Origin of the sequence: Mesorhizobium sp. M0030, assembly GCF_040323695.1 — a bacterium.
Lineage (GTDB): Bacteria > Pseudomonadota > Alphaproteobacteria > Rhizobiales > Rhizobiaceae > Mesorhizobium.
The window spans coordinates 14,571-33,858 of sequence record NZ_JAMYVE010000007.1; the positions used below are offsets into that span (position 1 = coordinate 14,571).

The following is a 19,288-nucleotide window of genomic DNA, read 5'->3' on the forward strand; positions in this document are numbered from 1 at the left end:
GATCCCGCGGCGCCGGATATGCCGCCTATTGGTCAGCCCTATTGGTCAGCTTTGGTCTGACCCATAATTTCCTGCGCGGTGAAATTGATGCCGCAGGTCGGGAAGGAATTGCCGACGAAGAAATTGTCGGACTGGTCGGGGAAGAAATCCTGACCGGCCTTGAAGTTCGGATCCTCGACGATCGCCAGCGGCAGCTTCACCGCTTGCGGCACGACGTTGCCTTCGAGCGCGGCAATCGCCGTCTTGATGGCGACCGCGACCTGCGCCGGACCGGTGCCGGCCGATGAGCATTTCAGCCCGTCGCCGGCATGTGCCGCGCAGAACTTGCGGAAACCGTTCTCGGTCTCGCCGCCGAACGGCACGAAAGCATGCTTGGCATCGATCATCGCCTGCACGATGCCGGTGTCGCCGCCTTGCCCGGTGATACCGTCGAACGGACCGTTGGTGGCAATGGCGTCGGCCGTGGCCTTCTGTGCCACGCCGTCGTCCCATTTGCCGACCACCTCGGTGACGTCCCATTTCTTGCCGGAGGCATCGAGCGCTTCATGGATGCCGTTGTGACGGTCGGTGTCCACGGAAGTTCCGGCAACGCCGCGCACTTCGAGCACCTTGCCGCCATTCGGCACATGGCCGACCAGCCATTTGCCCCACAATTCGCCAAGGCCCTTCTGATCGACATTGACGTTGATGGCGTCCTTGGTATCGAGAATATTGTCGAAGGCGACGAGGATGACGCCAGCTTCCTTGGCGCGCTTGATGACCGGCCCGAAAGCGGTCGGGTTCTGGGCGTTGACGACGATCGCGTCATAGCCGGAATCGATGAAGTTGTTGATCGCCGAAATCTGAGCCGGCACGTCCTCGCCGGTCGAGACGACCTTGAATTCCTTCAGTTTCGCGGCGACCTCCGGCTGGGCCGCATAGGCCTTGGCGGTCTGCACCATCTGGATGCGCCAAGTGTTGGCGATATAGCCATTGGCGAGCGCGATGCGGTATGGGCCGTCTTTCTTGGGGAACTTGAAGAACTGCGTATCAGCCGCCCAGGGCGCAAAGCAATCCGGCTCAGCCGACGGTCCCTTGACAACTTCCGGGTCGGCCATGGCCGACGAACTCAGCATGACGAATGCAGTGGCGGCAACGATGCCACCAACAAGTGACTTGATCATAGATATTCCTCCCAGTTGTAGTTTTATTTGCGGCTGCTTGTTTATTTGATGCTGTTTGTCGTGGTGTGTTTTCCACGCCGAAGGCCCTCCAGCCTGGCCGGCGCCACGTCTCAAGGGCCCGAAGCCGGCCCGATCCCCTCCCCCTCGCCGCTTCACAGGCGAGAAACGAAACTAGCATATTATACATAATAAACAAGCATGAGCTGTTGCTTATGTATAATAAACAGGGGCGGCCTTTCATCAAAACGTCTGCCCGACGAAAATGGTAGCGCTACCATGACGTTGTGTAAAGCACCATTTGCTGAGGCAGCCAAAGCGTGTTCAGCGTGCGGTGCTCTCGCGGGGCTTGAGTTCGAAACCGAGATCGACGACCCGCTGCTCAGGCCTTCGTCCTGCGATCGCCGCCAGCGCCATGGCGACAGACCGACGGCCGATTTCATAGCGAGGGGTGCGGATACTGGTGAGCGGCGGGAACGCCGCCTGCATCATTTCGAGGTCGTTGAAGCCGACAATGCCGATTGTTTTCGGCACGTCGAGCGCGGCGCTATGGCATTCGAACAAAACGCCGAGCGCGATGTCGTCATTGTTGCAGAAGACGCCGTCGAGCGCCGGCATCTTGGCCAGCGCATCGCGAAGCAGCTCGCGGCCGAGCGTCACGCTGGACAGTAGCGGAGTGGTGGTGACGAGCCGCGGGTCGAACAGGCCGGCCTTCTCCATTGCCGCGCGATAGCCGGCAAGCCGCCGCTGCGAGCGCGGGTCCATGCGTGCGCCGATGAAGCCGATCCGCCGGCAGCCCGCCTCGATCAGATGCTCGGTCGCGGTGCGGCCGCCGTCGAAATGCGAGAAGCCGACCAGCATGTCGACCGGATCGGGCCCGGTCTCCATCACCTGCACCACCGGGCAGCCCGCGCTCTCCAGCAGCTTTCGCGAGGTCGGCGTCTGGTCGATGCCGGCCACGATCAGCGCCGCCGGGCGCTGCGGTGCGAACACCTGCAGCAGGCGCTCCTCCTCGAGGCCGGAATAATGGGTGTTGCCGAGCTGGACGCGGAACGGGCCGTCCGACAGGCTGTCATAGATGCCGCGCACCACTTCTGCGAAGACGTTGTTGGTCAGCGACGGCACCAGCACGCCGAACACATCGGCGCGCGCCGAGGCCAGTGCCCGTGCATTGGGATCCGGGACATAACCGAGTTCGTCGACGGCGGCCTGGATCTGGCGCCGCAGATCCTGGCTGACGCGTTCCGGTTCGCGCAGCGCCCGCGACACGGTAATGGCGCCGACGCCGGCCTTGCGCGCCACATCTGATAGGGTCGGGCGGCCGCCCCCGCGACGCGAGCGCGGCTTGGTCATGGACATCCTCCACGTGCCGGGCCCCGGCCGCTGCGCCCTTGCGAAACCATGTTCAGCTTTTCCACTGCCACCATGCCAACCGGCTGCTGCCGCACCCACTCGCCTGCTGGCGTCGCGCAGCCAATCGCCCTTGTCAAGCAACAGGGCAATCCTGCCTTCCTAAGCCATCAGGGCAGCACTGCGTTTTGCTTTCCACAGCAGCAGCCCGATGGCCACTATGTTCAGCAAGTTCCACGCGATCCCGTTGAGGAACGCGGCGGCGTAAGAGCCGGTCAGGTCGTAGATCCAGCCCGACATCCAGCCACCGATCGCCATGCCGAAGATGGTCGCCATCATGACGATGCCGATACGCTGGCCGGCCTCCCTGGCGGGCAGGTATTCGCGCACGATGATGGCATAGCAAGGCACGATGCCGCCTTGCGACAGGCCGAACACCAGCGACACGACATAGAGCGAGGCAAGCCCGTCGAACGGGATGTAAAACAAAAGCGACAGGCATTGCAGCACGGAACCGATAAGCAGGGTTTTCACGCCGCCGATGCGGTCGGCGACAAAGCCGGAGGCGAGCCGGCTGACGACGCCCGCCGCCATCATGATCGACAGCATGTCGGCGCCATGCGCAATGCCGTAGCCAAGATCCATGCAATAGGCGACGATGTGCACCTGCGGCATCGACATCGCCACGCAGCAGCCGAGACCGGCAACGATCAGCAGCACCTGTAACGCCGCCGGCGACAGCGAAATCGACTGCACTGGCCGGCTTCCGGGCGAACCGGCGGCAGCCGCCGCCGGAGCAGCGCGCCGCAACAACAGCACCAGTGGCACCATGGTGACCAGGCAGAAGACACCGATGCCGGCATAGGTGAAGCGCCAGCCTTCCGCCTTGATCAGTGTCGGCATGATGGTTGGCCAGAGCGCTCCGGCGAGATAGTTGCCAGCCGCCGCAGCTGTGACGGCGACGCCGCGCCGACGGTTGAACCAGTGCGAGATGTCGGCGATCAGCGGCCCGAAGATCACCGATGTGCCGACACCAATCAGCACGCCCTGGGCAAGGGTGAATTGCAGGATAGAGGTCGACAGCGCGGCGAGCAGCAGGCCGGCGGCGAGAGCCACCGAGGATAGCAGTGCCGGGATCCAATACCCCATGCGATCGACCGCGCGGCCAACCAGCACATTGCCGGCGGCGAAGCCGACCATGGTTGCGGTGTAGGGCATCGATGCCGCGGCGCGGTCAACGCCGAACTCGGCCTGCACGGCCGGCAGCACGACGACGACGGCCCACATGCCGACCGCACCGATCGTCGCCAGCAGCATGGAGATGGCAAGCCGCATCCAGGCGTAGCTGCTGTCGATGCCGGGGCTATCCGCCTGATTGGCGACGATCGGGGTCAAGGCGTTTCCTGTCTACGGTCCTGGGAAGTCGACCGTTGTGTCGCCACTATCGGCGCATTCACCGCGACGGGCAGCGCCACAGGGCCATGATCCGTGGCTCCAGCGACCCGGCGGCTTTCTCGGGAACCGGCGGCGGCCTGCTCGAGTTTTTGCGACAGGAAGGAGTTTGTCATGACCGCGAAAAAGAAATGGTCGGCCGAGGTGACCGAGCACAGCGATGCGATGGACCTCGAGGACCACATCTTCGAAGCCGACGACGCCAGGAAGATCGCGGCCTCGCTCAAGCGCTCGGCCGAGCACAGCGACCGCCGCAAGGCCGAGCCGTTTCAGTCGGCCATGTCGATGCTGAATTTCTACATCAACCGCGCCGGCAAGAACCTGCCGCAGGCGCGCCGGAAAGTGCTCGAGGACGCCAAGGACGAACTGCGCGCGGCCTTCGGAAGGCCGCAGCAGGATTAATGCATGTCGCTCAAAAGTGGCGCCGGTTTTGAGACAACGACATGCAAAGACCTAAGCGCGTCGACTTAGTCCGTTCAAACGGGACGCGCTTTAGCGCTCCCGATTGGCTCTGCCAAATTCACCTCAACTGGACCTAGTGACAGGTCCTCTTTCCCCTCAGTTTGCCGGCCTCGGCTTTGTGTTTCCCCGAGCCCTTTGAAGTAGCGGCATGACGGTCAAGATCGGCATCAATCCCATCACCTGGAGCAATGACGATGTTCCCGCACTCGGCGGCGATACGCCGCTCGCGACATGCCTGTCGGAAACCAGGCAGGCCGGCTATCGCGGCACCGAACTCGGCGGCAAATTCCCCAGGCGAAGCGACGAGCTTGGACCGATCCTGTCTTCTTACGGACTGGAACTCGTCTCCGGCTGGTATGACGGCCGCATTCTGGACCGCACGGTCGACGAGGAATTCGCCGCCCTCACCTCGCATCTGACCCTGCTGCGCGACCTCGGCGCCAAGGTCGTCGTCTATGCCGACACCTCGCGCGGCCGTCATGACGGCATTTTCGCGCCGATCTCACAGCGTCCGCGCCTCGCTGACGGCGAATGGACCGCCTATGGCGAGAAGCTGACCGAACTCGCCGACCGCATGGCTGCCTTCGGCGTCGGCATGGCTTTCCATCACCATATGGGCACGATCGTCGAGAGCGATGATGAGGTCGACAGGCTGATGGCCGCAACCGGCAAGAGCGTCGGCCTGCTGTTCGATACCGGCCATTGTCTGTTCTCAGGCGGCGACCCGGCCTCCCTCCTGAACCGGCATCTCGACCGCATCGTGCATTTCCATTGCAAGGACGTCCGCGCGGCCGTGCTGGAGAAGGCACGGCGCGAGGACATGAGTTTCATGGCGGCAGTGATGGAAGGAATCTTCACCGTGCCCGGCGATGGCTCCGTCGATTTCCTGTCGCTGCTGCAGCCTCTGGCCAGCCATGGCTTCGAAGGCTGGATCGTCGTCGAGGCCGAGCAGGATCCGGCCAAGGCACACCCCTTGACCTATGCCACGAAAGGTTACGCTTCGCTTCTCAAAACGGCCTGCGCGGCCGGGTTCGACGTGGCAATACGAGACATGGCCTAACCACCGCCGGGGGGCTGGTGGTTGGGCCGGTTGGGCGCGCGCCTCGGTAGGGGTAGCGACGCGAAAGCGCCCGGCGATCCGCGCCGCCGCCCTCCCTTGGCGGCGCGGATCGCACAGTTCTTGGCATCGAAATTTTTGCCCCCGAGTTGCCGGCCCGGCGTTTCCAGCTTGAGGCTGGGGACGAGGCATGCCTTGATGCAGATGGAGGAGCGACATGGCATTCGAGGCGGCACTCGGCATGGAACGGCTTTGCACCATCCGTGAGATCGCCGAGAAGGCGGAACTCGGCGCGGCAACCGTTCACCGCGCGCTGAAGAACAGCCGCGAGGTCCGTCCCGAAACCAGACGGCTGGTGCTGGAGACTGTCTGCCTGCTTAACGAAGAGAAGATCGCCCGCGCCGCCAGGTTGGTCGGAGACTAGCTTGGCCGACCATATGCGCCTTTCCCTCGACATCATGTCGGTCGACCGCGGCTCGGACGAACCGATGCACCGGCAGATCTACGGCGCCTTGCGGCGCTTCATCCTCGACGGCCAGATCCAGCAGAACACGCTGCTTCCTTCGACACGCTCGCTGGCCGAGGATCTCAAGGTCGGCCGCAACACGGTGATCGCCGCCTACGACCAGCTGCTCGCCGAAGGGTTTATAGAGGCGCGCGCCGGGTCCGGCACCTGGGTGGCGCCGATCCAGCAGAAACGCCCACCGGCCGCGCTGCGCGCCGGCCTCGCCGCCCCGCAAAAACTCTCGCGGCGCGGTCAGACCATCGTCAACGGCCCGCAGCCGCCACGCAATGCCGGCGTCATCAACTTCCATCCGGGCGTGCCGGAATCGGCATCCTTTCCCTTCACCATCTGGTCGAGCCTTCTGGTGCGCAATGCGCGCAGCCGCGATGAGAATTTGCTCGGCTATATCTCCTTTGCCGGCCATCCCGGCCTGCGCCAGGCCATCGCCTCGACCATAAGCCTGTCGCGCGGCATCAATTGCACCGCCGACCAGGTCATCATCGTCACCGGCGCGCAGGCAGCACTCGACCTCGCTTCGCGCGTGCTGATGGACGAAGGCGACCATGTCTGGATGGAGGAGCCCGGCTATCTCGGCGCCAAGAGCGCCTTTCTCGCCAGCGGCGCGCAGCTTGCGCCCTTGAAGGTCGATCGCCTTGGATGGCATCTCGCAGACCCAGAGCTGCCGCCGCCGCGCCTGATCTATGTGACGCCATCCTGCCAGTGGCCGTTCGGCACCATCATGCGCATCGAGGAACGGCTGCAGCTGCTCGACATCGCCGAGCGCCACGGCGCCTGGATCGTCGAGGATGATTATGACGGCGAGTACCGGTACCGTGGCCGGCCGGTACCGGCGCTGCGCGGCCTCGATCACGCCGACCGGGTCGTCTATATCGGCTCCTTCGGCAAGACGCTGATCCCGGCGCTCCGCATCGGCTATCTCATCGTGCCGCGCGAACTGTCGGTCCCCTTCGACCGCGCCGTCTCGATCACCGGCCAGTTCGCGCCGCTGATCCTGCAGGCGACGGTCAACGACTTCATCACGCAAGGCTATTTCGCCACGCATCTGAAGCGTATGCGCCGGCTCTATGCGCGCCGGCAGGCCAATTTCGTAAAACTGTGCCAGGAGCATCTGGCCGAATGGCTGACTGTGACCGAGAACGATTCCGGCATGCAGCTGCTGGCCAGTTTTATCCGACCCTACAAGGACAGCGACGTCGTCGCCGCTGCCGTCAAGGAGGGCCTCGACGTGCAGGGCATCTCGATCAACTACCATTCGAGCGAGCCGGAACACGGCCTGCTGCTCGGCTATGCCGCGATGGACGAACGCCAGATCCTGCGCGCAGTGCTGGCGCTGCGCGCCGCCTTTATGCGACTGGACCGGCAATAAGCCGGTCCAACGCGGCTCTTCAATTCACGCTGTCGAATTTCTGCAGGTCCACCGGTGCTGCCTTGCGCACCTCGACATCGTCCAGCGAGGCATTCTCCAGCGCCACACGGGCCGCCGCATCGATGTTATGGATCATGTCGTCGATGTCGGCGTCGCCATGCGCCGGATTCATCGCGATCATCACCGTGCGGTTGAGGATGTCGAGAGAACCCTTGCCGAGGTCGTCGGCATAGGTCAGCCGCAGGCCCTTGTTTTCCGGCAGCGTGTACGGATTGAGCGCCGGATGATGCGCGCCCTCATGCATCAGCACCTGGTCCCACTGGGTGAAATTGTGGCGGCCGGTCTTGCCGGCAATGACGCTCGGAATGGTCTTCGAAAAAGTCTGCGCCGCCTGTTCGCTGGGCAGCAGATACATTACCTGTGCCGCGCAATCGTCGTCGGGGCTGTTCATCGGCGACGGCGTCAGGCCGAGATTGCCGAGATGGCGCGTGCCGGCCAGCACCTTCTTCTTCTCCGCCCGCATCGCCTCGATGATGCCGTCCAGACGGTCGAGCTGGACATTGAGCATTGCACCCATCAGTTCCGAGGCGCGCGCCCCGATGCCGGCGAACGGCTTGATGCTGTCGCTGCGGCCCTGCCAGTAGAAGTGGCAGGGGTCGATGGCGCAGCGCGCGCGCTCGGCCACTTTCGGATCGCTGGTGGCGATGCCGCCGCCCTCGCCCGACGTGATGTTCTTGAAGTAGTTGAAGGAGTAGGCGCCGGCATGGCCGATGGAGCCGAGCTTCTTGCCCTCATAGCCGCCGCCAATGCCCTGGCAGACATCTTCCAGCACGAGCAGACCGCGTTTTTTAGCGATATCCATGATCGCGTTCATGTTGCAGGCCGCACCCCACATATGCACCGGGATGACCGCCTTGGTGCGCGGGCCGATGGCGTCGCGCAGAGCGGCCGGGTCAATGGTCAGGCTCTCGTCGATGTCGACAATGACCGGAATGGCGCCGACCGACAGCACTGCCGTTGCGGTCGCCATATAGGTGTGCGCCGGCACCAGCACCTCATCGCCCGGGCCGATGCCGAGGCCGATCAGGCCGGCGGCGAGCCCATAGGTGCCGCTGGCGGCCAGCGCAAAATGCTCGACGCCGAGATGCCTGGCATAGCGGGCCTCGAAGCGGTTGCACTCGCTGTTCTCGCCATAGCGAAACAGCGCACCCGAGCGGATCACCCTGGCAATGGCTTCGATCTCTTCTTCGCCGGCAGTGTACATGGCAAGTCTCCACATCGCTGATGGTATGAAAGCAGTACGCCTGCGGCCGCTGTTTGAAAGAACCACTCCGCTGCGATCTGACCAAGCCATCCCGGTTGCTTGATGGCCGGGTTTGACGCCGAATGTGGGCATATCGAATGAAATCGACATTCCAGAATGCAGGCCCGCGGAAAAATCGTACCCATCCGAATTCGTCGAAGTGGCCCTGTCGGAAAGCCGGCATTGGGCGTTCCATCCCGTCCAGTTGGGCAAACGGTCGGTTCCATGCAGCACGGGACACACTTTGGAAGACCCTCGAAACCGGCGTGCCGGCAAGATGGTGGCCGGCAAGATGGTGGCCGGCAAGACGGTGGCCGTCCATGACGCGACAGCTCGTCCTGCATGAAGACGATGTCGGCATGTGCCATGGCGCCAACAGCGCCTTCCTCGAACTGACCGCACACGGCGCCTGCAGCTCCGGCGCCGTGATGGTGCCGTGCCCATGGTTCCCTGAGATGGCCGAAGCGGCAGCCGCCGATCCCCGGCTCGATCTCGGCGTCCACCTGACGCTGAACAGCGAAAAGCAGCACTACAAATGGCGGCCGCTGACGTCGCCGTCGCGCGCGGCCGGCCTGACGGACGAGTTCGGCTATTTCTGGCCCGATGTAGCGACCACCCGCCGCAAGGCAGCACCGCAAGCGGTGGAAACCGAGCTTCGCGCGCAGATCGACACCGCCTACCGCGCCGGCATCGACGTCACTCATCTTGACGCCCATATGGGGGCAGCGCTGTCGCCGGAGTTTTGCGACGTCTACATCAAGCTCGGCCTGGAATATCGGCTGCCGGTGCTGTTGACCAAAACGCTGTCGGCCTATTCGCCCAACGACAATCTGGTCGGCGTCACCGAAGCGGCGTTCCAGCGCGGCGTCACTGGAGCCCGCGCCAAAGGCTTTGTCATCTTCGACGCCGCCATTCAGACGACCTGGGGCCGTCCACGCTCCAAGCCGATAGAGCCAGCCTACAAGGCATTGGTCGAAGGGGTCCGTGAAGGCCTGACCTTCTTTTGCCTGCACTTCAACGCGCCGGGCGAGCTCGAACTGATCGAGCCGCGCTCCGCCTATATCCGCACCGAGGAATATGAACTCTTCCGCGACCAGGCTTTTCGCGACTGGCTCGGGCTGCAGGACATCGACATCATCGGCATGAAGCCGTTGCGCGAGGAACTGCGTGCACGGCTCGGGGCATCGACACCGGCAAAGGCCCGCAAAGCGGCCACCCGGTCAGCGCCGTAAGCCGATCCGTCGGCCAACAGCGCAAAGAGGGATTTGGAACTGCAACGACAATGGGAGAATGACATGAAGACTGTTCTGAAACTGGCGCTCGGCGCGCTTGTCTCGATGAGTATGCTGGCGGGCGTCGTGCAGGCCGCGGGCCTGAAGGACCCGAAGGATGTCCGCATCACCTTCGTGGTGCATGGCTCGGCCTCCGATCCCTACTGGTCGGTGGTCAAGCGCGGCGTCGACGATGCGGCGGCGCTCACCGGCGCCAAGGTCGAATATTATGCGCCGCAAGTGTTCGACGTGGTCGAACAGGCCCGCCTGCTCGACGCGGCCATCGCCACCAATCCCGACGGCATCGCCGTCTCCATTGCCGACGCCAATGCGCTTGGTAAATCGGTCAAGGCCGGCCTTGCCGCCAACATTCCGATGGTCGTCCTGGATTCCGGCGAGAAGGAAGGCGCCGAACTCGGCACCTCTCTCTACGTCGGCACAGTCTCCGAATATGATTCCGGCAAGAAGGCGGGCGAGCGGCTGGCCAAGGAAGGCACGCTCAAGGTCGTCTGCATCAACCACGAGGTCGGCAATGTCAGCCTCGACCAGCGCTGCCAGGGGTTGAATGACGGGCTGAAGCCGTCAGGCGGCGGCACCGAGGTGCTTACCGTGTCGCCCGATCCGGCCGACATCCAGCGCCGCACCGAGGCCTATCTGTCGGCGCATCCCGACACCCAGGCGGTGTTTGCGCTCGGCGCCACCGCCGCCAATCCGCTGATCCCGTTCTTCCGGCAGAAGGAACTGTTCGGCAAGATCAAGCTCTACACCTTCGACATCAGCCCCGAAGTCCTGGATTCCGTCGTCGCCGGCGAAATGGGCTTCGGCATGGACGCCCAGCAATATCTGATGGGATACCTGCCGGTGATCTATCTGGTCGAGCATGCCACACATGGCTTCTGGCCGCAGAACAACGCCTACACCGGGCCGCTGTTCATCGACTCGCCCGACAAGGCCAAGGCGATCCTGGCGCTCGCCAAGGACGGCATCCGCTAAGGCAAGACCAAAACGGATCGGGGAGCCGCCATGCGCTCCCCGTCTCTGGTCGAGATTGCGAAGTGAGCGATTGGGGAGCCTAATGGCTGTTGTGGAAGACAAGGCGATACCTCCAGAAGCGCCGGCCCCCGGGGTACTGGGCAAGGACCGTTTCGGCATGACGTCGAAACGGGCTGCCGGCACTGACGAGCGGCTGGCCAGCACCGGCCGGCTGACGCAATGGCTGCGCCGGCCCGAAGCCGGTGCCGCCGGCGGCCTCATCGCCACCGTCATCATCTTCGCCCTGCTGCCGGGTGCGTCGAACCTCTATTCGCTACAGGGGTCGATGACCTTCCTGACGCTGGCAGCCGAACTCGGCATCATCGCCACGGCCGCAGCCCTTCTCATCATCGCCGGCGAGTTCGATCTCTCCGTCGGCTCGATGGTCGGCTTCGCCGGCGTCGTCATCGGCCTGACCGTCAAATACTGGGGCTTGCCGCTGTGGGGCGGCATCGCCTGCGCCTTCGCTGTCGCCATCCTCACCGGCTACGTCAACGGCCTGATCGTGGTGAAGACCCGCCTGCCCTCCTTCATCGTGACGCTGGCGTCGCTCTACATCCTGCGCGGCCTGTCGATCGGCATCACCCGCGCCGTCACCGGCCGCACGCAGATCCCCTACATCCTCGACGGCGCGCCGGACCCGGCAACCGCGGGCCTGTTCAACGGCCATCTCCTGACCGGCTTCTTCCAATGGATGGGCACGCAAGGTTGGATCGCCACCCGCACCGACGGCATTCCCTTCGTCGTCGGCATTCCGATGTCGATCGTCTGGTGGCTCGGACTGACAGCGCTTGCCGGCTATGTCTTGACCCAGACCAAATACGGCAACTGGATCTTCGCCACCGGCGGCGACCTCAATGCCGCCCGCAATGTCGGCGTGCCGGTCGACCGGGTTAAGATCGCGCTGTTCATCTACACCGCCTGTGCCGCGACCTTGCTTGCCACCATCCAGGTGATGGAGGCCGGCTCCGCCGACACCACGCGCGGCCTGCTCAAGGAATTCGAGGCGATCATCGCCGCGGTCATCGGCGGCGTGCTGCTCACCGGCGGCTACGGCACCGTCTATGGCGTGCTGTTCGGCGCGCTGATCTTCGGCCTGGTGCAGATGGGCATCTTCTACACCGGCATCGACACCGACTGGTTCAAGGTCTTCCTCGGCATCGTCATTTTGATGGCCGTGCTGGTCAACAACTACATCCGCCTCAAGGCGCTCGGACGCGGAGGCGGCAAATGACCTACCCAAACCCGTCCCCGGCCATCCAGCCAGCCATGGAATTGCGTGGTGTGTCGGTCAATTTCGGCTCGGTGCGCGCGCTGCAGGATATCGACATCAAGGTCTATCCCGGCGAGGTGCACTGCTTGCTGGGCGACAACGGCGCCGGCAAGTCGACGCTGATCAAGGTTCTGTCGGGCGTGCACCGGCCGACCAAGGGCGAGATTTTCGTCGACGGCAAGCCCGTCACGTTCCGCAGCCCGCGCGACGCGCAGGACCTCGGCGTCGCGACGGTCTTCCAGGACCTCGGCATGATCTCGCTGATGTCGATCACGCGCAATTTCTTCCTCGGCCGCGAGCCGACCAGAAGCCGCCTGCCCTTCTCGCGCTTCGACAAGGAGCGCGCCAACACAATTGCCCGCCAGGCGATGGCCGATATCGGCATCGACGTGCGCGACCCGACGCAGGCCGTCGGCACGCTGTCGGGCGGCGAGCGCCAATCGGTGGCAATCGCGCGCGCAGTCCACTTCGGCGCCAAGGTGCTGATCCTTGACGAGCCGACCTCGGCGCTCGGCGTGCATCAGGCGGCCATGGTGCTGAAATTCATCATCGAGGCGCGCATGCGCGGGCTGGCGGTGATCTTCATCAGCCACAACATCCACCACGCCTACCCCGTCGGTGACACTTTCACGCTGCTCAACCGCGGCCGCAATCGCGGCACATACGCCAAGTCCGAGATCTCGCGCGATGAGGTGATTTCCATCATGTCGGGCGGCGAGGATTTGAAGGCGGTGGAAGCTGAGATTGCCGGGCTGTTGGCGCAGATCGGCAATCGGCCGGCCGCCGCACCCTGAGCCTGGAACACTTTTGCAGAGAGTAATGACAGCATGAGCAGGATACGGGTCGGCGTCATCGGCGCCGGCATGATTTCGCAGGTCGAGCATATTCCAAACCTGTTGCGGCTCGGCGACCTGTTCGAACTGGTCGGCGTCGCCGACCCGTCAAGGATTTCGCGGGAATATGTCAGCGAAGTTCACGGCATCGCCAATTTCGAAACGCCGGAGCAACTGTTCGACCATAAGCTCGACGCCGTCGTGATCGGCTCGCCCGACCCGCTGCATCACGAGCAGGTGCTGGCCGCACTGGGGCGCGGCCTGCATGTCTTCTGCGAAAAGCCGCTCTGCTATTCCCCGGCGGAAATCGCCGAGATCATCGCCGCGCGCGATAAGGCCGGCAAGGTCATGCAGGTCGGCTATATGAAGCGCTTCGATCCGAGCTACCGGCTGGCGCTGGCCTCGCTGCCCGGCACGGCAAAGACGTTGCGGTCCGTCTCGGTCGAGGTTAACGATCCCGATGCCTGGCCGTTCATCGCCCACCAGCGCTACAAGCGCGGCAACGACATTCCCGAGGAGCTGATTGCCGCCGCGCAAGCCAGGCAGAAACAACAGGTCGAACGCGCTATCGGCCAGCCTTTGAACGATCTGGCTTTCCGTGGATTTACCGCCGCTTACAGCTCCGCCTTGATTCACGATGTGAATGCCGTACACGGCCTGCTCGACGCGCTCAGCGTGCCGGATGGCGAGGTCGTCGGCGCGCAGATCTTCGCCAATGGCGATGGCGGCCAGGGCGCAGTAAAACTGCTCGACGGCCAGGCGCTGTGGACGATGACGCATCTCACCGTGCCGAAGCTCGCCGACTACAAGGAACGCATCACGCTGTTCTTCGACGCTGCCAGCCTCGAGCTCGAATTCCCCTCGCCCTGGCTCAACCATCACCCGACCCGGCTGACTGTGAAGACCTCGGACGGCCACACACTGTCGACGAAGGATCTGCGCGCCGGCTACGGCGAAGCCTTCGTCGAGGAACTGCGCGGCTTCTGGGGTGCGATCGTCAATGGCGACGAGGTGGTCAACCGCCCCGAGCACGCCGCGCGCGACCAGGCGCTGCTGATCGCGCTGACCAGGCAGCATTTGGCCACTTCGCAGGCCGGCTGAGCGCTCGCAGGATGTGTTGAGATTCAGGTCAGGCCGCGCCGAAAACATTGGGTTCGAGAACCGGAGCGGAGCGTACTTAAGTACGTGAAGCGCGAAAGCCGGCGTTTGCAGGCCGGCCTCACCTGAATATCAGCATATCCTACCGGGTGTTGATGACGCCGTCGGTATTGGCGAGCAGCTTGCGCACCGCGTTGCGGGCCGCCTCCGGCCGCTGCAGGCGGATGGCCTTCTCGATCGCCTCGTGCAGTTGCTGTGCATGCTGCAGATCGTCGAGTTCGCGCGTCGTATAGGTGAACAGATGATCGAAGGCCGATTCGATCAGCACGCCGAGCGGCACCAGCAGATCGTTGCCGGAGGCGCGCAGGATGGCCAGATGGAAACGCGTATCGGCGCGCGTGCGCTCCTGCAGGCTCGGCGCCTCGCCCATCTCGCGGCAGGCCTGGCTGATCTCGGCCATCTGCTCCTCGGTGCGGCGCATGGCGGCGAAGGCAGTCGCTTCCGGCTCGATGATATGGCGGAATTCCTGCACCGTCTTCAGGAACACCTCACGGTCGGGCGCGGTCGCGTACCAGGCGAGCACATCGCGATCGAGCAGGTTCCAGCGCTCCCTGGGCTCCACCCAGCTGCCGATCTTGGGGCGCGATGCCAGAAGGCTTTTGGCCATCAGCATCTTGATCGCCTCACGCACCGCCGAGCGGCTGACGTTGAAGGTTTCGGACCATTTGGCTTCATTGGGCAGGATGGTGCCCGGCGGATAGTCGCCGCGCACGATCCGAAGCCCGATTTCGCTGGCCAGTGAGGCATGCACGCTGGTGCCGGGCATCCGGGTCGCGTCAGCCCGGCGAAGGGCCGCTGGGCGCTCGGCGGATGCCCCCTTTTCAGGCTTCTTTCCCTTATTCGGCTTTCCGTCCCTCATGCGTCCACAAAGTCCGGATTTCGAAAGCTGTCAAGCAGAGTGCCGGGCGCAGACGGCAAAGCCTGCGGCTGTGCACAGATCAGGTTACAACCTTGCCCCAAAGCCCAATTTGCCAGCCCTATTTGACGTATTTGCGCCAGCTGTGCTCGGGACGGAAGCCGAGCATGTCCCTGGCCTTGCGGTTCGAGAGCAGCGTTTCATATTCGCCGAGATCCGCCTTGACCGGCACGTCGGGGTAAAACCGCTTCAAAAGTTCGGCCGTCGGCAGGTCGGACGAGGTGTCGTCATTGGCGGCGTTGAACACCTGGAAGCCGAGCCCGTCCGTTTCAACGGCGCGCAGCGTGATCTGGCCGAGATCGCGCGCGTCGACATAGCTCCAGGCGATGCGCTTGCGAAAGCCCGGATCGGCAAACCACTTCGGAAACAGCGAATATTCGTGCGGTTCGATGACGTTGCCGATGCGCAAGGCATAGATATCGGTGCCATTGCGCTGCGCAAAGGCGCGCGCCGTGTGCTCGTTGACGACCTTGGACAGAGCATAGCTGTCCATCGGATCGACGTCGTATTCTTCATCGAGGGGAAAATATTTGGGGTCGCGCGGTTCGTTGGCGAACACCACGCCATAGGTGGTCTCGCTGGACGCGATCACCACCTTAGGGATGCCGAGTTTCACCGCCGCCTCGATGACGTTGTAGGTGCCCATCGCATTGATGCGGAACACCTCATTGTCGGTCGTGATCATGATGCGCGGTATGGCGGCGAAATGCACCACGGCATCGACCGGCTGCGGGCGCAGCGACGGGTCGAATTCGTGCAGACCCATATAGCTCGACAGCGCGTTGAACACCTGGCCGCTGTCGGTGATGTCGGTGATCAGCGTGCGTACCTTGGGATTGTCGAGCGGCTTGGTGTCGATGTTGAGCACCTGGCAGCCCTGTTCGATCAGATATTGCACGACATGGCGACCGGCCTTGCCGCTGCCGCCGGTGAACATGATCCGCTTCGTCATTTTCGTCTCCAATGCCTAGGATTTCTGTGTATTGTCAGACAATATGGCATTCTGCAACCACCCTCGCCCGCAAGACGGCGGCGCCCAATATCAATCATCGCAACAGGACTTCAAGACATGACCACGACCGCCGCGAGCGAAAAGATCGGCTTTATCGGCCTTGGCCTGATGGGGCACGGCATTGCCAAGAACATCGTCGACAAGGGCTATGGCCTGACCTTCCTCGGCCGCAAGAACCGCAAGCCGGCGGAAGACTTGGCTGGCCGCGGTGCGAAGGAAGTGGCCACCTCGCGTGAGGTGGCAGCGGCATCCGATATCGTCTTCATCTGCGTCACCGGCTCGCGCGAGGTCGAAGCCATCATCCGTGGCCCCGGCGGCCTCAAGGAGGGTCTGAAAAGAGGCTCGGTTGTCGTCGATTGCTCGACCGCCGATCCGGTCTCGACCGTGGCGCTGGCGGCGGAACTGAAGGAGATCGGCGTCGACTTCGTCGATGCACCGCTCAGCCGCACGCCGAAGGAAGCCTGGGAAGGCACGCTCGACGCCATGGTCGGCGCGCCCGACGCGCTGTTTGCCCGTGTGAAGCCGGTCATCGAAACCTGGGCCGGCCGCATCGTCCATATTGGCGATACAGGTGACGGCCACCGCATGAAGCTGCTCAACAACTTCATCTCGCTGGGCTATGCCGCGATCTATTCCGAGGCGCTGGCGCTGGCCGAAAAGGTCGGCATCTCGCCACCGCGTTTCGACAGCGTCATCCGCAACGGCCGCATGGATTGCGGCTTCTACCAGACCTTCATGCGCTGGACGCTGGAGGGCGACCGCGACGCGCATAAATTCACCATCGCCAACGCCTTCAAGGACCTGACCTATCTGGAATCGATGGCGGGTGCGGCCGGCATCGCCAACCCGCTCGGCAACGCCACCAAGAACTCCTTCGCCGGTGCCCATGCCACTGGCCCGGCCGAGCAATTCGTGCCGATGCTGGCGACATATGTCGGCAAGGTCAACGGCGTCGACCTGATGCCCAGCAAGGACGGCAAGAAGCAGACGATTTGAAGGCGGCGAAAAGCCTGTGTCAGCGCCTCGACCGGCCGATAACATCGTCGGTGTTGGCGAGCAGTCTGTGCACCGCATTGCGGGCGGCCGCAGGACGCTGCAGGCGGATGTTCTTCTCGATCGCCTCATGCAGCGCCTGCGCCCGCCGCTGATCGCTGGTCTCGCGTGTGACGAAGACAAAGAGATGATCGAGCGCCGACTCGATCAGAACGCCAAGCGGCACCAGCAGATCGTTGCCCGAGGCGCGCAGTATGGCGAGGTGAAAACGCGTATCGGCGCGGATACGCTCCTGCAGGTTCAAAGCCTCGCCCATCTCACGACAGGCCTGGCTGATCTCGTCCATCTGCTCGTCGTTGCGCCGCGTAGCGGCAAAGGCCGACGCTTCCGGCTCGATGATGTGACGGAACTCCTGCACCGTGCGCAGGAAGGCTTCCCGGTCCGGCCCGGTCGCGTACCAGGCCAGCACATCGCGGTCGAGCAGGTTCCAGCGTTCCCTGGGCTCGACCCAGCTGCCGATCTTGGGCCGTGAAGCCAGCAGGCTTTTGGCCATCAGCATCTTGATGGCTTCGCGCACCGCCGAACGACTGACATCGAAGATCTCGGCCCATTTGGCCTCGTTGGGCAGAATGGTGCCGGGCGGATAATCGCCGCGCACGATTCTGAGGCCGATCTCGCCGGCCAGCGAGACATGGACGCTCGCTCCCGGAAAATGCGCGGCACCGGCTCTGCGCATGACAGCCGGACCGCGGCTGGCTTGTGCCTTGGCCCGCTCGGTTCGCTTCTTTGATTTCTCGTCCGGCATTCACGTTCCAATGCGTCGGCCGTCTGCGTCCGGACTGGTCCGAACCTGCACGGCGCGCCGATCTCGTTGCCGAAAATCCAAACTACAGACGCGTCAAAGCCGGAGCCTGCTGCCCCAACCGTTGCGTCCGTCCGGGAAGAGACGGGGCGCCCGTCAAAGGGCGCCCCGAAATCGAGAACCTACTTCTGGATGCAGGTGTCGACCGTGTCCTTGGTGCATTCGTCGAGGCCGGTGAACACCGGATCGGCGACGGCCTTGCCTTCGACCAGATCGATCATCACCGACGGTGCCTTGTAGCCCATTTCGAACGGCCGCTGACCGACCAGAGCAGTCACAAGGCCGTCACGGGCGATCGCTACTTCATCGCCGATCGTATCGGCGGCGCCGATGACGAAGTCGTTGCTGGCGATGCGGTCCTTGAGCGGCCCGAACAGGTCGCGATAGGGCTGCGGTGCGCCAAACAGCGGCCAGCCGCCCATGATGCCGAAGGCGTCGAGCTTGGGATTGGCGGCGAGGATGTCGGTCATCGCCTGCACGCCCTTAGCGCCGTCGTCATTGGTGAACACCGGGCAACCGGCGACTTCGGTCCAGCCGCCTTCGCCGGCAAGTGCCGCCAGGCCTTCCTTGCCCGACAGCGCGTCACGCATGCCCTGCGCGCGGCGCAGGATGTTGTCGGCCGCGGGATTGCCTTCGATGGTACAGATCGTGCCGCCGTTCGGCTTGCCCTTCTTGATGTACTCGCCGATCTTGTGACCCATCAAATAGTTGTCGGTGCCGAGATAGGTCTTGCGCAGCGCGGCATCTTCCTTGCTGAGATCGGCGTCGAGCGTCATGATCGGGATCGTCGGATTGGCGGTCTTGATCGTCTGAGCGATCAGCGGCGCGTTGGATGGCGAGATCGCCATTGCCACCGTGTCGGCCTTGCTCAGCATGTCCTGAACGATCTGCGCTTCGCCGGCCTCGTCGGAGGTCGATGCCGGGCCGGTGTAGAAGCATTCATATTCCGAGCTGGCATTTTCCTTGTTCCATTTCTCGCAGCCCTGGTGGATGGCTTCGAAGAATGGATTGTCGAGACCCTTCACCACGATGACGAGCTGTTTCTTGGCCAAAGCCGGCCCGGCGCCCAGCGCCATGGCGGCGACGGCGGCGAGCAAAAGTGTTTTCCTCATGTCAGTCCTCCCTTGAAACAGACGGACACGGCGTGCCCGCCACACAGATCGACCGGATGCTTAATGACCGAGGTTCGTTTCACGAGCACTCGTGTCGCCAAGACAGATCGATAAGCATTTCCAGATGCGGCATTGGCCCGGCTCAACACA

18 protein-coding genes are annotated in these 19,288 nt (G+C 63.6%); 10 read left to right on the top strand and 8 right to left on the bottom strand.

Going from position 1 to position 19,288, the window contains the following annotated elements; genetic code table 11:
* Positions 1 to 38: 38 nt before the first annotated feature.
* From NKJ80_RS15670 to NKJ80_RS15680, 3 genes are all read right to left on the bottom strand, one after another.
* Positions 39 to 1,163 carry a sugar ABC transporter substrate-binding protein gene (locus NKJ80_RS15670; RefSeq protein ID WP_023682221.1) on the bottom strand — a complete coding sequence of 375 codons (1,125 nt, stop codon included), beginning with the start codon at positions 1,161 to 1,163 and terminating at the stop codon, positions 39 to 41.
* A 321-nt stretch (positions 1,164 to 1,484) separates the two neighbouring features.
* On the bottom strand, positions 1,485 to 2,513 hold the full coding sequence (gene gntR / locus NKJ80_RS15675; RefSeq protein ID WP_352497884.1) for an HTH-type transcriptional regulator GntR: 1,029 nt from the start codon (positions 2,511 to 2,513) through the stop codon (positions 1,485 to 1,487).
* Positions 2,514 to 2,672: 159 nt separating this feature from the next.
* On the bottom strand, positions 2,673 to 3,845 hold the full coding sequence (locus NKJ80_RS15680; protein ID WP_050587434.1) for an MFS transporter: 1,173 nt from the start codon (positions 3,843 to 3,845) through the stop codon (positions 2,673 to 2,675).
* 231 nt (positions 3,846 to 4,076) lie between these two features.
* Here NKJ80_RS15680 and NKJ80_RS15685 point away from each other — a divergent pair, with 231 nt between their 5' ends.
* The 4 genes from NKJ80_RS15685 (at position 4,077) to mocR (ending at position 7,373) form a co-directional block, all read left to right on the top strand.
* Positions 4,077 to 4,364: a DUF3175 domain-containing protein gene (locus tag NKJ80_RS15685; RefSeq protein WP_023673065.1), complete on the top strand. Its 288-nt coding sequence runs from the start codon at positions 4,077 to 4,079 to the stop codon at positions 4,362 to 4,364.
* A gap of 208 nt (positions 4,365 to 4,572) precedes the next feature.
* On the top strand, positions 4,573 to 5,484 hold the full coding sequence (gene iolE / locus NKJ80_RS15690; RefSeq protein ID WP_023673064.1) for a myo-inosose-2 dehydratase: 912 nt from the start codon (positions 4,573 to 4,575) through the stop codon (positions 5,482 to 5,484).
* Positions 5,485 to 5,698: 214 nt separating this feature from the next.
* Positions 5,699 to 5,905 (top strand): LacI family DNA-binding transcriptional regulator, encoded by a 207-nt coding sequence (locus NKJ80_RS15695; RefSeq protein ID WP_023673063.1) that lies wholly within the window; start codon positions 5,699 to 5,701, stop codon positions 5,903 to 5,905.
* A 1-nt stretch (position 5,906) separates the two neighbouring features.
* Positions 5,907 to 7,373 carry a rhizopine catabolism transcriptional regulator MocR gene (mocR, locus tag NKJ80_RS15700; RefSeq protein ID WP_023673062.1) on the top strand — a complete coding sequence of 489 codons (1,467 nt, stop codon included), beginning with the start codon at positions 5,907 to 5,909 and terminating at the stop codon, positions 7,371 to 7,373.
* A gap of 19 nt (positions 7,374 to 7,392) precedes the next feature.
* Here the strand turns inward: mocR and NKJ80_RS15705 are convergent, their stop codons facing one another.
* On the bottom strand, positions 7,393 to 8,637 hold the full coding sequence (locus tag NKJ80_RS15705; RefSeq protein WP_023673061.1) for a DegT/DnrJ/EryC1/StrS family aminotransferase: 1,245 nt from the start codon (positions 8,635 to 8,637) through the stop codon (positions 7,393 to 7,395).
* A gap of 359 nt (positions 8,638 to 8,996) precedes the next feature.
* On the opposite strand from NKJ80_RS15705, the gene NKJ80_RS15710 reads away from it, so the two are divergent.
* The 5 genes from NKJ80_RS15710 to NKJ80_RS15730 all read left to right on the top strand — a co-directional run bounded on the left by NKJ80_RS15710 (position 8,997) and on the right by NKJ80_RS15730 (position 14,186).
* Positions 8,997 to 9,908: a polysaccharide deacetylase family protein gene (locus NKJ80_RS15710; RefSeq protein WP_352497885.1), complete on the top strand. Its 912-nt coding sequence runs from the start codon at positions 8,997 to 8,999 to the stop codon at positions 9,906 to 9,908.
* A gap of 63 nt (positions 9,909 to 9,971) precedes the next feature.
* On the top strand, positions 9,972 to 10,940 hold the full coding sequence (locus NKJ80_RS15715; RefSeq protein WP_023687959.1) for a rhizopine catabolism ABC transporter substrate-binding protein: 969 nt from the start codon (positions 9,972 to 9,974) through the stop codon (positions 10,938 to 10,940).
* Between the two features lie 157 nt (positions 10,941 to 11,097).
* Positions 11,098 to 12,213, top strand: a complete 1,116-nt coding sequence (locus NKJ80_RS15720; protein ID WP_023687958.1) for an ABC transporter permease — start codon at positions 11,098 to 11,100, stop codon at positions 12,211 to 12,213.
* Complete coding sequence (locus tag NKJ80_RS15725) at positions 12,210 to 13,046, top strand: ATP-binding cassette domain-containing protein (protein ID WP_023712088.1); 837 nt, start codon at positions 12,210 to 12,212, stop codon at positions 13,044 to 13,046. The genes NKJ80_RS15720 and NKJ80_RS15725 overlap by 4 nt, the downstream gene beginning before the upstream one ends.
* Positions 13,047 to 13,079: 33 nt before the next feature.
* On the top strand, positions 13,080 to 14,186 hold the full coding sequence (locus NKJ80_RS15730; protein WP_352497886.1) for a Gfo/Idh/MocA family protein: 1,107 nt from the start codon (positions 13,080 to 13,082) through the stop codon (positions 14,184 to 14,186).
* A gap of 139 nt (positions 14,187 to 14,325) precedes the next feature.
* On the opposite strand, the gene NKJ80_RS15735 is transcribed toward NKJ80_RS15730, so the two are convergent.
* Together NKJ80_RS15735 and NKJ80_RS15740 are read right to left on the bottom strand one after the other, a co-directional pair.
* Positions 14,326 to 15,102 carry a FadR/GntR family transcriptional regulator gene (locus NKJ80_RS15735; protein WP_352497887.1) on the bottom strand — a complete coding sequence of 259 codons (777 nt, stop codon included), beginning with the start codon at positions 15,100 to 15,102 and terminating at the stop codon, positions 14,326 to 14,328.
* Positions 15,103 to 15,220: 118 nt separating this feature from the next.
* Positions 15,221 to 16,111, bottom strand: a complete 891-nt coding sequence (locus NKJ80_RS15740) for an NAD-dependent epimerase/dehydratase family protein (RefSeq protein WP_352497888.1) — start codon at positions 16,109 to 16,111, stop codon at positions 15,221 to 15,223.
* Positions 16,112 to 16,228: 117 nt separating this feature from the next.
* Between NKJ80_RS15740 and NKJ80_RS15745 the strand changes: the two genes are divergently transcribed.
* Positions 16,229 to 17,167 (top strand): NAD(P)-dependent oxidoreductase, encoded by a 939-nt coding sequence (locus NKJ80_RS15745; RefSeq protein ID WP_023690788.1) that lies wholly within the window; start codon positions 16,229 to 16,231, stop codon positions 17,165 to 17,167.
* Positions 17,168 to 17,186: 19 nt separating this feature from the next.
* On the opposite strand, the gene NKJ80_RS15750 is transcribed toward NKJ80_RS15745, so the two are convergent.
* Both NKJ80_RS15750 and NKJ80_RS15755 read right to left on the bottom strand, forming a co-directional pair.
* Complete coding sequence (locus tag NKJ80_RS15750; RefSeq protein ID WP_023729411.1) at positions 17,187 to 17,969, bottom strand: FadR/GntR family transcriptional regulator; 783 nt, start codon at positions 17,967 to 17,969, stop codon at positions 17,187 to 17,189.
* Between the two features lie 179 nt (positions 17,970 to 18,148).
* On the bottom strand, positions 18,149 to 19,138 hold the full coding sequence (locus tag NKJ80_RS15755; protein ID WP_023673050.1) for a sugar-binding protein: 990 nt from the start codon (positions 19,136 to 19,138) through the stop codon (positions 18,149 to 18,151).
* Between the last annotated feature and the right edge of the window lie 150 nt (positions 19,139 to 19,288).

What these genes read in the sequence shown, in the direction of transcription:
- NKJ80_RS15725 (WP_023712088.1), top strand. Translation starts at nt 12,210, where the DNA reads ATGACCTACCCAAACCCGTCCCCGGCCATCCAGCCAGCCATGGAATTG.
- NKJ80_RS15750 (WP_023729411.1), bottom strand. Translation starts at nt 17,969, where the DNA reads ATGCCGGACGAGAAATCAAAGAAGCGAACCGAGCGGGCCAAGGCACAA.
- NKJ80_RS15740 (WP_352497888.1), bottom strand. Translation starts at nt 16,111, where the DNA reads ATGACGAAGCGGATCATGTTCACCGGCGGCAGCGGCAAGGCCGGTCGC.
- gntR (WP_352497884.1), bottom strand. Translation starts at nt 2,513, where the DNA reads ATGACCAAGCCGCGCTCGCGTCGCGGGGGCGGCCGCCCGACCCTATCA.
- iolE (WP_023673064.1), top strand. Translation starts at nt 4,573, where the DNA reads ATGACGGTCAAGATCGGCATCAATCCCATCACCTGGAGCAATGACGAT.
- NKJ80_RS15720 (WP_023687958.1), top strand. Translation starts at nt 11,098, where the DNA reads ATGACGTCGAAACGGGCTGCCGGCACTGACGAGCGGCTGGCCAGCACC.
- NKJ80_RS15755 (WP_023673050.1), bottom strand. Translation starts at nt 19,138, where the DNA reads ATGAGGAAAACACTTTTGCTCGCCGCCGTCGCCGCCATGGCGCTGGGC.
- NKJ80_RS15745 (WP_023690788.1), top strand. Translation starts at nt 16,229, where the DNA reads ATGACCACGACCGCCGCGAGCGAAAAGATCGGCTTTATCGGCCTTGGC.
- NKJ80_RS15705 (WP_023673061.1), bottom strand. Translation starts at nt 8,637, where the DNA reads ATGTACACTGCCGGCGAAGAAGAGATCGAAGCCATTGCCAGGGTGATC.
- NKJ80_RS15735 (WP_352497887.1), bottom strand. Translation starts at nt 15,102, where the DNA reads ATGAGGGACGGAAAGCCGAATAAGGGAAAGAAGCCTGAAAAGGGGGCA.
- NKJ80_RS15710 (WP_352497885.1), top strand. Translation starts at nt 8,997, where the DNA reads ATGACGCGACAGCTCGTCCTGCATGAAGACGATGTCGGCATGTGCCAT.
- NKJ80_RS15670 (WP_023682221.1), bottom strand. Translation starts at nt 1,163, where the DNA reads ATGATCAAGTCACTTGTTGGTGGCATCGTTGCCGCCACTGCATTCGTC.
- NKJ80_RS15730 (WP_352497886.1), top strand. Translation starts at nt 13,080, where the DNA reads ATGAGCAGGATACGGGTCGGCGTCATCGGCGCCGGCATGATTTCGCAG.
- NKJ80_RS15680 (WP_050587434.1), bottom strand. Translation starts at nt 3,845, where the DNA reads ATGCGGCTTGCCATCTCCATGCTGCTGGCGACGATCGGTGCGGTCGGC.
- NKJ80_RS15695 (WP_023673063.1), top strand. Translation starts at nt 5,699, where the DNA reads ATGGCATTCGAGGCGGCACTCGGCATGGAACGGCTTTGCACCATCCGT.
- NKJ80_RS15715 (WP_023687959.1), top strand. Translation starts at nt 9,972, where the DNA reads ATGAAGACTGTTCTGAAACTGGCGCTCGGCGCGCTTGTCTCGATGAGT.
- NKJ80_RS15685 (WP_023673065.1), top strand. Translation starts at nt 4,077, where the DNA reads ATGACCGCGAAAAAGAAATGGTCGGCCGAGGTGACCGAGCACAGCGAT.